Genomic DNA, 10693 nt, shown 5'->3' with positions numbered 1-10693 from the left:
AACGCCCGGTCCCATTCCGAACCCGGAAGCTAAGACCCACAGCGCCGATGGTACTGCACCCGGGAGGGTGTGGGAGAGTAGGACACCGCCGGACACTATTTAGAGCTACTGCCCAGACCACGACGGTCTGGGCAGTAGCTGTTTAACGCTCCTGACGCTGTTGCTGGCGCGGGTAGAGTTGATGATCATGGACAGTCTTTTCAGCCATCCCGAGTCGGACAGCACGGAGCCGCGGCCCGACGCGGATCAGCTCGAGCCCTTGATATTCACCATCGTTGTACCTGCCACTATCCAACATGCCTTCATGGGTTTCACTGACCACCCCCACCTGTGGTGGCCGTTGGAGGAGCACAGCGTCTACGGTGCCGGCTCGCACGTGGAATTCGAAGAGAACCTCATCCTGGAGACCTCCGAGGCCGGAGAGACGTCCGTTTGGGGCACCATCGACGATTGGCAACCGCCCCTGTCCTTCCATGCCAGCTGGTATCCCGCCAGCACGCCACTGTGGTCCACTGAGTTGAGGGTCGCTTTCCGGGCCGTTGATGACGGTACGGAGGTGCGCCTGGTGCATGAGGGCTGGGAGGGCGCCGAGGATCCTGCCGCCACCAGGGCCTCCTACGCAGAGGGCTGGCCCGGAGTGCTCGCAAACTATTCGCGGTTCATGGGCGGAGCCGGTGCCTAGTATCCGGCGCCTGCGCCCCGAGGATTGGCCCCTGCTGAAAGCCGTTCGTCTGGAGATGTTGGCTGACACTCCCATGGCGTACGTGGAGAGTCTGCAGGCGGCCCGCCGGCAGACTGATACGCAATGGCTGGAGCGGGCTTCCGCCATGTCGGCCGAGGACAGTGTCACGCTCGTTGCTGACGAGAATGGGCCGGGTTCCAGGATCCGAGCACTGATGCGCGTGGTGGTGAAACATCCCCAGGATCCAGGCCGCCCGTTGCAGGGCATGTTGATCAGCGTCTATGTTGCCCCTGAGTACAGGGGCTTGGGATTGGCCGATCAGATGCTGGCGCATGCGTGCCAGGCAGCTGTTGCGGACTTGGGAGCGTGGTCCTTGGAACTGGGCGTCCACGAGGACAACCAGCGGGCCATGGCCTTTTACAAACGGCATGGTTTCCAGCTGACAGGGGAAAGCAAGCCTTATCCCTTGGACCCAAACAAGCAAGAGCTTTTCATGGAGAAGCAACTCGCCTCTGCCGTGGCCGGGGATGCGGCGGTGGAAGTTGCTGGTACTGATTAGACTGGTGAGCACCTAAAACACTGCGAAGACTGCCGGTTTGGCGTGTCCGCGGTGCTCATGTGTGGAGGAACCACCTTGTCGGATGAAACGGCCATGGCCGCAACAACAGCAGAAAGCATCAAGGAACGCACCATTGGTGGCAGGGAAACTGGTTCGGAGTCCCAGGCGCGGAGGGCCTTCCTTGCGGAGCTGAAAGCAGTACTGCGGCCGGACCAAGTGGTGGAAGACGAAGACACCCGCACCATCTACTCGGCTGACCAAGGTCCGCTGCTGGAACGGCACGTTCCCCTGGCCGTGGTCTGGGCGGAATCAGTGGATGACGTCCAGAACATCGTGCGCGCGTGTGCGGCCCACCAGATTCCCATCGTCCCGCGCGGCGCGGGGACGGGGGTATCGGGCGGAGCGCACGCTACCCGCGGGTGCATCGTGCTCGGCCTTGAACGAATGAACCGCATCCTGGAGCTCAACGCTGACGACGAGACCGCCGTCGTCGAACCTGGCGTCATCAACGCCGAGCTGAACGCGGCCGCCGCCCACCACGGACTGATGTACGCCCCGGACCCCGCGAGCTACAAGATGTCCACCATCGGCGGCAATGTGGCAACCAACGCGGGTGGACTGAGGTGCGCCAAATACGGTGTGACGCGCGATTCCGTCCTCGCTTTGGATGTGGTGCTCGCGGACGGTTCGTTGATCCACACCGGCCACCAGACCTTCAAGGGTGTGGCCGGCTACGATCTCACGGCCCTGCTGGTGGGCTCCGAAGGAACCCTCGGAATTGTGGTCGGCGTGACGGTTCGTCTCAAATACCTGCCGCGCGAGGTCCACACCATCGCCGCTTTCTACCAGGACTTCCGCAGCGCAGCCGCGGGCGTGCTGGCTGTCGGCAAAGCACGCGTTCAGCCGGCCATCATGGAGCTCCTGGATAACGGCACCCTGGTTCAACTCGATGAACTCAACGGTTCGGACCTGCAGGCCCGGGGCAAGTCGTTGCTCCTGATCCAGACTGACGGTTTCGGTGCAGCGGCCGAGGCCGCGGTGGTGCGCCAAGTACTGTCCGACGGCGGCGCCACGGTCACCATGGAGGCCAGCGAAGAGGCCGACATGCTGGTGGACCTCCGGCGCAACAGCCGCGGCGTGGAAGTGGACGATGAATTCCGTGTGGGAGAAGACATCGCCGTACCCCGCTCCAGGTTGGTGGACTTTGTGGCTGAGCTTGAGGCCATGGCTTCCCGGCATGACGTGCGGCTCAAGGTGGTGGCGCACGCCGGCGACGGCAACCTCCACCCCACCTTCTGGTTGGACCGGGTGGATCCTGCCTCAGACGCCGATGCTCTGGTCCGCTTGAACGCGGCACTCGACGAGTCCATCCGCGTGGGGCTGGAGATGGGTGGCACCATTACGGGCGAACACGGCGTGGGCCAGTACAAACTGCGCTGGCTTGGACTTGAACAGCCCGAGCCTGTGCGGGAATTCCAGCGGCGCATCAAGGAGCTGTTCGACCCCTCAGGAATCCTGAATCCGGGGAAAGCTATTTAGCGCTTCTGGTATTCCAAGTGTTCAGCTAGCCCTTTGAGTCATACATTGCGAGCTTTACTAAGGCCAGTTTACTTTCGCTAGTCCACGCCCTACTCTTATTTGGTATACCAAATAATCTAGGAGTAGGTAGGGCGCGATGAAGCGGTCTTTCTGGGGCGGACGTGTTGCTCCGTGGCTTGTGTTGCTCGCGCTGGTGCTGGTGTCCGTGAATCTGCGGCCCACCATCACTACCGTCGCCGGCGTCATGAACCAGGTGAACGGCGCGTTTGGGCTGGACCCGTCGCTCCTGCCGCTGCTGGGTACTTTGCCCGTCCTGGCCTTTGGCGTGTCCGGTCCGATAGCCCCTTGGCTTGCACGGAAGGTGGGCACCGGTCCTACCGTCGCCCTCGCCTTGGTGGTGCTGGCGGTGGCACTGGTGCTTCGCGTCATGGTTCCGGCCCTGCTCCTTCCCGGCACCTTCCTCGCCGGGGCAGCAATCATGACCGCCAGTGTCCTGGTGCCCCAGATCGTGAAGGCCAATCATGGCACCGGGTGGTGGACGGGGTTGTGCACCATGGGCTTCGGTCTCGGCGCCGCCCTTGGCGCCGGACTGGTCCAACCCCTTGAGCACGCCTTTGGCGGCAGCCTCGCCTGGGCGCTGGGCGTCTGGGCTCTCCCGGCCGGCGCCGGCGCCGCCCTTATCTTCCGCGCGGGAGGCCCGACGGCGGCACCCGGCGTTGCCACGCAAGTTGCCACGGCGGGACCCGGCCCAGCGACGGGCAACCGCCCGACGGCGGCACCCGGCACGCCCTCCCAAGCCCCCACAGCAGGTGGCGAGCGAGCAGCAACCAGCCGCGTGCCGACGTCGGACGCTTCACAAATGGTGACGCCGCTGCGGAAGCAGCGCACCGCGTGGGCAGTGACGGCATTTTTCGGGCTCCAGGCCATGCTCTACTTCGCCATCACCTCGTGGTTGGCTGTATACCTGACCTCCAAGGGGCTCTCACCGGCTGACGCTGCCGCCCTGCTTGCCTGGTTCAGCCTGGCCGGCCTTCCTGCGAGCCTGCTGGCCCCGGTCCTGGCTGGTCGTCCGAAGGTCCTCCGAGTCCTGGCGCCGGGTCTCGGCATCTCCGTGGCCGTCGCCCTGATCGGTGTGTTGCTGGTGCCGGCGGCCTTGCAATTCCCGATGGTTGGGGTGCTGGGAGTGGTCCAGAGCGCCGGGTTCGGCCTGGGCATGGCGTTGGTGGTGATCCGTTCGGCGGGACCCCAATCCGCGGGAAAGCTCTCCGCAATGAGCCAGGGGTTTGGATTTGCGCTGGCGTCGCTCGGTCCGTTGGCGGCTGGCCTGTTGCACACCTGGACCGGTGGTTGGGAGGCGACGTTCCTTGCGCTGGCAGCAGAAGCGTTGGTCCTGGCCGGGGCGGGATACCTTGCCATCCGAGGTCCCGTAGCCAGCGTCGAAATGTCTGCGGAACCCCGGCCCGGGAACCAGTCAACGCCTGAGTTGGTTCGCTGATCCGGAGAGGTCTGCGCGCCCTGTTCGGCGGGTGTGCTCCGGCGTATCCTCTGCGGTATGACGAACTCAGCGCCCGGTAGCGGCACGGAAATTCTGCAGGCCAATGAATGCTGGGAACTCCTCCGCGGTGTTTCCGTGGGCCGTTTGGCGGTCTTGGTGGACGACCATCCGGACATCTTTCCCGTGAATTACAAAGTTGATCACGGAACCATGGTTTTCCGTACGGGTGAGGGCACCAAACTCCACGCCGCACTCAGCGATGCTCCCGTGGCCATCGAGGCCGACGGTGTGGACGCGGATACCGGCATCGCCTGGAGCGTCGTGGCAAAGGGACAGGCGACGGCGGTGAAACTAACCCAGGACGTCCTGGACACCATCGGGCTCCTGCTCTTTCCCTGGGAGGCCGGACAAAAGGACCAGTTCATCCGGATTACCCCCAGCACTGTGACGGGACGCCGCTTCAAGGTCGCCCCGCCGGTGACGTGGTGGACGCCTTTGGACGGCGCCCCCACGGCTAGCCCCGAATAGGGCGCGAAGGCCGCTGCTGCTGAATGGCTCCGTCCCTTTCACTCGTATGGCGCCGCCGTTCCGATGCTTGCTGAATGGGTCAGTTCCTTTCACTCGTGGGCTCCGCCGTTGCGCTGCTTGCTGAATGGGTCAGTTCCTTTCACTCGTGGGCTTCGCCGTTCCGCTGCTTGCCGAATGGCTCCGTTCCTTTCACTCGTAGGGCTCCGCCGTTCCGATGCTCTCTCTGCTGCCTTGCGGGGGCGTTTCGAGTCAGGCGAGGTGTTGGTTAAGGGAGCGAATTACCGGCTACCGCGTTATTGGGCCGACGTCGAACCCAGAACGGCCTTGAGGACATCGGCACAGGCTTGTCGCCTTTTCTGTCACCTACCAGACAACGTTGATCGGGCAACCCACAGTCTGCGCCCTCTGGTTGTGGAGGAGCAGTCGCTGTGCGTTTACAGGGGGTGTTTCCACATGGCTTGTTTGTGGTCTTATTCGGGGGTTGTGGGGCTGGAAGAGTGGGGGTATGAACGGGTTTTCGGGGCAGTTGGGTGATGGCGTTGGTGGCGCTGCTGGTAGTCCTGTCCCTGTCCCTGTCCCTGTCCCTGTCCCTGTCTTGGATACGCCTGTCTCCGCCCGGGCCTGGATTGCGGATGTGATCTCTGCTGTTGGTGCGCTTGAGCCCGCGGGCGACAGCGGGGTGTTGGTGGATTTGTTGCGGGGGTTGGAGGATGTGAAGTCGGCGGTGTCGGCGGCGCAGGCGAGGGTGGCTGTGGCGTTTGATCTGGCCCAGCGCCGGGAGCAGGCGGAGGCGGGGGTTCCGGCCTCGGAGCGGGGTAGGGGTGTGGGGGCGCAGGTGGCGTTGGCGCGGCGTGAGTCCCCGAACAAGGGGGCCCGGTTGTTGGGGTTGGCGAAAGCACTCGTGACGGAGATGCCGCGGACGTTGGCGGCGTTGGAGACGGGGCGGTTGAACGAGTGGCGCGCAACGTTGTTGGTGCGGGAAACGGCGTGTTTGTCGGTGGAGGACCGGTGCGCGGTGGATGAGGAGTTGGCCGCGGATACGGGCACGTTCGACGGGCGGGGTGACCGGGCGATTGTGGCGTTGGTGAAGGCTGCGGCGTATCGGCGGGATCCGGCCTCGGTGACCCGGCGGGCGGCGTATGCGGTGAATGAGCGGAACGTGGGGTTGCGTCCGGCGCCGGACACGATGACGTATTTGACGGCACTGTTGCCGGTGGCGCAGGGTGTGGCGGCGTATGCGGCGCTGACCCGGGCCGCGGGGACGGCCCGCTCTGCCGGTGATGCGCGGTCCAAGGGGCAGGTGATGGCCGATACTTTGGTGGAGCGGCTCACCGGCACCCCGGGTGGTGTCGCTGGGGTGCACGTGGAAGTGGTGATGACGGACCGGACGTTGTTGCAGGGTGATAGTGAACCGGCGAGGTTGAAGGGCTACGGCATCGTCCCGGCCGGCTGGGCGCGGGAGTTGATCAAGCACGGCCCCGACAACGACCCGGCCACACTAGCCGGGCGGGAAGTGGCGGGCGGCGACCCGGCAACACGTGCCGGACATGAGGTCAGCGACCCGGCCACACGCGTCGGGCGGGAGGCCGGCAATGGTCCCGAAAGGCCTCCCGGGCCATCCGGGTCAGCCGGGTTTGCCGGACGGGAAGCGGTCGGCGGTAGGACTGTAGGCGACAGCCGGGAAGCCGCCGGTGCCGGGCAAGGGGCCGGCAACTGGCCACCCGGGTCTGCCGGGCTTGGTGAGGAAACAACCGTGGACGTCCCGGACGTTGGTGGTCCTTCAGGGCTCCAGTCCGATTTTGCCGTGTGGATCCGGCGGCTGTACACGGCGCCGGGAACCAATGAGCTGCTGGCCACTGATTCCAAGGCCAGGTTGTTCCCCCAGGGGATGCGCAGGTTCATCCAGACCCGTGATGACACGTGCCGCACACCCTACTGCGACGCGCCCATCCACCACTACGACCACGTCCTGGCCTGGCACTCCGGAGGAAAGACCACCCTGGCCAACGGCGCAGGGCTCTGCGAAGCCTGCAACCACACCAAAGAAAACCCCGGCTGGAACACCACCCCAAGCGATCAGGGACCACGAAGTCTGGAGGTCAGAACCCCCACCGGTCACCGCTACCAATCCACAGCCCCACCACTCCCCGGAAGCGGCAACCCAGCCGCTGAACATGCTGACGGGTCACCTGTTAACGGGTCCGTTGTGGCGGGAGACCAGGGCTCGTCGCTGGTCAACGGGTCCGTTGTGGCGGGAGACCAGGGCTCGTCGCTGGTCAACGGGTCCGTGGCGACGGGAGACCAGGGCTCGTCGCTGGTCAACGGGTCCGTTGTGGCGGGAGATCCCGATGGGCGGGTGGTCAGCGGGAACCTCGCCGCGGGAAACCCGGACGAGCCGCCGGGGGACGGGAGCGCCGCGTCCCTCTTCAGACCGGGGACACGAACCCGCTCACGAACCCCGGTGACTGTCCATGAGCCATATGCCGCCGTATAGCCCTATGCCGCGAGCCTCAACACAGTTCAGCTACGGCTTCTGCGCTGCCCGGCAACGCACAGACTCGCGAACTGCTGGGTTATAACGAGTTCAAGTTGGTCGGCCACTACCTTTCCTGCATGGATCACAGTGCGGTCCTTGCCGCGGTCCATGACGGTGGACGCCACGGTTTCGCCATCCACCAAGAGCAGTTCAGCGGGGTCGCCGATCTCGACTCCTGGACGGTGGGCAGTGTCCTTGAGCCGTATGGCACCAGGATCCAGGATGCTGGCCCCGCCGATCGTGGCAATGGCCAGGCAGTGCTCAATGAGCTCGTCTTTCCGGAATCCGTGCGTGAAGGCCAGCTGCCATGTCCGGTCCAGCATGTCCGTGTTTCCGTAGGGGGACCAGTAGTCACGCTGGCCGTCTTCGCCGAGGCCCAGGCGGACCTCTGCTTCCGTGAGCAGCGGAATGGGAAGTTGTCCCGAAGCGGCCGGAGCCACGGAAGCCAGCGAGACATCGAGCTCGGCGAACGAGTCGATGAGGCGACGCGTCGTGGCCTCATTCACACTACCCAGCTGGTAAGCGTGGGACATGGTGACTTTGCCCTGCATGCCCAGGGCTCGCGTGCGCTCGAGGACCAGGTCCGTGCTGAAGACCCCCAGCTCGCCGGGCTCGTGCAGGTGGATGTCGATGGGCACCTGGTACTTTTCCGCCAAGCCAAAGACGATATCCAGGTGCTTTGCGGGGTCCCGGTCCAGAGTGCACGGATCAATGCCGCCCATCACGTTGGCGCCGGCCTTCAAGGCTTCTTCCATGAGCTCGACGGTGCCCTCTTCCAGCAACAAACCCGCCTGCGGGAAGGCGATGATGTCCACGGAAGCGCGGTCCGCGAACGCCTCCTTCGCGTTCGCCACCGCCTCGAAGCGCTCCAGTCGGCAGTCCACGTCTACCTGGGCGTAGGAGCGGACGCGGGTGGTACCGCGGGCGATCATGCGGCCCAGCGTGTCATTGACCCGTTCCTGCAGCGGAACCTCGGCGTTGCGCCAGTTGAGGCGGTCGTTCATCATCATGGTCCACACGCCGGGACCCCCGGTGTGCTCCCGGAAGGGGAGGCCGATCCGGGTGGAGTCCAGATGCACGTGGACGTCCGAGAACGACGGCACCAGAAGGCGGTTGCGGCCCTCCACGACGGTGGTACCTGCCGGTACCACCCTGGCGGGGTCATGGGGTTCGACGCCGGTGATCTCGCCGCCGCTGAGCACGACATCGCTCAACGCCTGCCCCCACGGACGGACGGCACGAATCAGGGTGTTCACTGTTTCTCCTTTGATTGTGGATCTATTGCACACCCGCCAACACCTCGGCTGCCACCCCGGTGTGGTGGCAGGCCGGAGCGGCGGAGGTAGCTGTTGCGGGGACCTCGTTCATGCATCGCTGGCGTTGCTCTTCGGGCAAGGTAGCGATCAGCGGGCAACGGGTGCGGAAGACACAGCCGCTCGGGGGATTGGCGGGTGAGGGCAGGTCTCCGCGGAGCCTGATCTTGACCTGTTCGCGGGCAGCCCGGGGATCCGGGAGCGGAACGGCTGAGAGCAAGGCTTTGGTGTAAGGGTGGCGCGGATCGCTGAACAGGGAGTCCCGGGTGCCTTGCTCCACGATCTTTCCGAGATACATCACGGCGACTTCGTGCGAGATGTGCCTGACCACAGAGAGGTCGTGGGCGATGAAAATGTAGGACACGCCCGTATCCCGTTGAATCTGCTGCAGCAGGTTCACCACTTGCGCCTGCACGGAGACGTCCAGGGCGGACACCGGCTCATCGCACACAATCACCGAGGGGTTCAGGGAGATGGCTCGGGCGATGCCTACGCGTTGACGCTGGCCTCCGGAGAACTCGTGCGGGAACCGGTTGTAGTGCTCGGGCTTCAAGCCCACCTGGTCCAGGAGTTCCTTGACCCTGTTCTTCAGCCCGCCCGGCGGATTGATCTTTTGCGCCACCATGGGAGCCGCGATGGCCGTGCCAACGGTCTGTCGCGGATTCAGGGACGCGAAGGGGTCCTGGAAGATCATTTGGACCTTGCGCCGGAAATTGTAGAGATCCCGACCACGCAGTTGGCTGATGTCCACACCGTCGATCATGATGCGGCCACCAGTGGGGTCCATGAGCCGTGAAACCATACGGCCGGTGGTCGATTTCCCGCACCCGGACTCACCCACGAGTCCCAAAGTCCGGCCCCGACCCAAACTGAACGTCACGCCGTCGACCGCTTTGACCGAGCGCTTCGGGGCACCCGGCAGGAGGCCGCCTTTGAGCGGGAAGTGTTTTTGCAGGTTCTCCACCTGGAGAATTGGCTGGTTTTCCATGGCGGTCCTATCGCACAGTACGGATGGTGAGGAGCTGCGGACCGCTGAGGTGGCAGCGTTTGCCGTGACCGTCCTCGACGGTGAGTTCGGGCCGTTGGCTGGCGCAGACGCCGTCGCCGGCAAGATCGGCGTACTGGCACCGTGCGCTGAAGATGCAGCCCTTGGGCAGGTCGAGGAGCGACGGCGGCTGGCCGGGGATCGGGTTCAGCTGGCCCGAGGAACCGGCCAACGTGGGCATCGAATTGAGGAGGCCCAGCGTGTAGGGGTGGCGGGTGTCGTAAAAGATCTCATCCACCGGCCCGGATTCCACGCATTGGCCGCCGTACATCACCAGTACGTTATGGCACACCTCTGCTACAACCCCCAGGTCGTGCGTGATGAGGATGAGGGCTGAATTGGTTTCCTCCTGCAACTCCAACATGAGGTCCAGGATCTGCGCCTGCACGGTCACGTCCAAGGCGGTGGTGGGCTCGTCTGCGATCAGCAGTTCCGGCTCGCAGATCAGGGCCATGGCAATCATGGCGCGCTGCCGCATGCCTCCGGAGAAGTGATGCGGGTACTCATCGAAGCGTTGTTCGGGGCTGGGGATGCCCACCCTTCCCAGCATCTCGACGGCGGCTGTCCGGGCCTGCTTCTTGCTCGCCTTGTTGTGGACCAAGTACGCCTCGGCGATTTGATGGCCCACCGTGTAGAAGGGGTGCAAGGCAGAAAGGGGATCCTGGAAGATCATCCCGATGTTGCGTCCGCGGAGTTGCCGCATGGCCGACTCCGGAAGGGCGACCAGGTCCTGCCCTTGGAACATCGCCTGGCCGGTGACCTGCGCCGATGTTCCCTTGAGCAGGCCCATCAAGGCTTGGCTGGTGACGGACTTGCCAGAGCCGGACTCACCGACGATGCCCAGGGTCTGGCCGCGCTCCAAGGTGAAGTCCATGCCGTTGACGGCGGAAACGAGGCCGTCGTCGGTAGGGAACTTCACAGACAGGTTCCGCACGTCCAGGAAGGCGTTGGTGCCCGCAGGAACAGCGCTGGTCTTTTGCGCGAGTGGCATGTGGG

Annotated in this window: 9 protein-coding genes and 1 rRNA gene; 7 read left to right on the top strand and 3 right to left on the bottom strand. The window is 64.6% G+C overall.

The window, feature by feature from the left end:
* From rrf to ACIQT2_RS18370, 7 genes are all read left to right on the top strand, one after another.
* A 5S ribosomal RNA gene (gene rrf / locus ACIQT2_RS18400) occupies nucleotides 1-94 on the top strand; the annotation flags it as partial.
* Between the two features lie 93 nt (nucleotides 95-187).
* A complete protein-coding gene (locus ACIQT2_RS18395; RefSeq protein ID WP_402949281.1) occupies nucleotides 188-682 on the top strand; it encodes an SRPBCC domain-containing protein in 495 nt (164 codons plus the stop codon).
* On the top strand, nucleotides 675-1241 hold the full coding sequence (locus tag ACIQT2_RS18390; protein WP_402949277.1) for a GNAT family N-acetyltransferase: 567 nt from the start codon (nucleotides 675-677) through the stop codon (nucleotides 1239-1241). The genes ACIQT2_RS18395 and ACIQT2_RS18390 overlap by 8 nt, the downstream gene beginning before the upstream one ends.
* A gap of 93 nt (nucleotides 1242-1334) precedes the next feature.
* The gene (locus tag ACIQT2_RS18385) at nucleotides 1335-2780 is read left to right on the top strand and encodes an FAD-binding oxidoreductase (protein WP_402949294.1); all 1446 of its coding nucleotides are present in this window, start codon (nucleotides 1335-1337) and stop codon (nucleotides 2778-2780) included.
* Between the two features lie 136 nt (nucleotides 2781-2916).
* Nucleotides 2917-4275: an MFS transporter gene (locus ACIQT2_RS18380; protein WP_402949274.1), complete on the top strand. Its 1359-nt coding sequence runs from the start codon at nucleotides 2917-2919 to the stop codon at nucleotides 4273-4275.
* A gap of 57 nt (nucleotides 4276-4332) precedes the next feature.
* Nucleotides 4333-4803, top strand: coding sequence for a pyridoxamine 5'-phosphate oxidase family protein (locus tag ACIQT2_RS18375; RefSeq protein WP_402949271.1), 471 nt, complete (start codon nucleotides 4333-4335; stop codon nucleotides 4801-4803).
* A 634-nt stretch (nucleotides 4804-5437) separates the two neighbouring features.
* Nucleotides 5438-7297: a DUF222 domain-containing protein gene (locus ACIQT2_RS18370; protein WP_402949268.1), complete on the top strand. Its 1860-nt coding sequence runs from the start codon at nucleotides 5438-5440 to the stop codon at nucleotides 7295-7297.
* 26 nt (nucleotides 7298-7323) lie between these two features.
* Here the strand turns inward: ACIQT2_RS18370 and ACIQT2_RS18365 are convergent, their stop codons facing one another.
* Genes ACIQT2_RS18365 through ACIQT2_RS18355 form a run of 3 tightly spaced genes read right to left on the bottom strand, consistent with a single transcriptional unit; the run spans nucleotide 7324 to nucleotide 10688 of the window.
* Nucleotides 7324-8595 carry an amidohydrolase family protein gene (locus ACIQT2_RS18365; RefSeq protein WP_402949265.1) on the bottom strand — a complete coding sequence of 424 codons (1272 nt, stop codon included), beginning with the start codon at nucleotides 8593-8595 and terminating at the stop codon, nucleotides 7324-7326.
* A gap of 22 nt (nucleotides 8596-8617) precedes the next feature.
* Nucleotides 8618-9640: an ABC transporter ATP-binding protein gene (locus ACIQT2_RS18360; protein ID WP_402949262.1), complete on the bottom strand. Its 1023-nt coding sequence runs from the start codon at nucleotides 9638-9640 to the stop codon at nucleotides 8618-8620.
* 7 nt (nucleotides 9641-9647) lie between these two features.
* The gene (locus tag ACIQT2_RS18355) at nucleotides 9648-10688 is read right to left on the bottom strand and encodes an ABC transporter ATP-binding protein (RefSeq protein ID WP_402949259.1); all 1041 of its coding nucleotides are present in this window, start codon (nucleotides 10686-10688) and stop codon (nucleotides 9648-9650) included.
* Between the last annotated feature and the right edge of the window lie 5 nt (nucleotides 10689-10693).

Source organism: Paenarthrobacter sp. NPDC090522 (assembly GCF_044769225.1).
GTDB lineage: Bacteria > Actinomycetota > Actinomycetes > Actinomycetales > Micrococcaceae > Arthrobacter.
This window is presented reverse-complemented; position numbering and strand designations above follow the sequence as displayed.

Coding starts and splice junctions, on each gene's coding strand:
- ACIQT2_RS18395 (WP_402949281.1), top strand. CDS start 188: ATGGACAGTCTTTTCAGCCATCCCGAGTCGGACAGCACGGAGCCGCGG.
- ACIQT2_RS18355 (WP_402949259.1), bottom strand. CDS start 10,688: ATGCCACTCGCGCAAAAGACCAGCGCTGTTCCTGCGGGCACCAACGCC.
- ACIQT2_RS18385 (WP_402949294.1), top strand. CDS start 1,335: ATGGCCGCAACAACAGCAGAAAGCATCAAGGAACGCACCATTGGTGGC.
- ACIQT2_RS18380 (WP_402949274.1), top strand. CDS start 2,917: ATGAAGCGGTCTTTCTGGGGCGGACGTGTTGCTCCGTGGCTTGTGTTG.
- ACIQT2_RS18375 (WP_402949271.1), top strand. CDS start 4,333: ATGACGAACTCAGCGCCCGGTAGCGGCACGGAAATTCTGCAGGCCAAT.
- ACIQT2_RS18360 (WP_402949262.1), bottom strand. CDS start 9,640: ATGGAAAACCAGCCAATTCTCCAGGTGGAGAACCTGCAAAAACACTTC.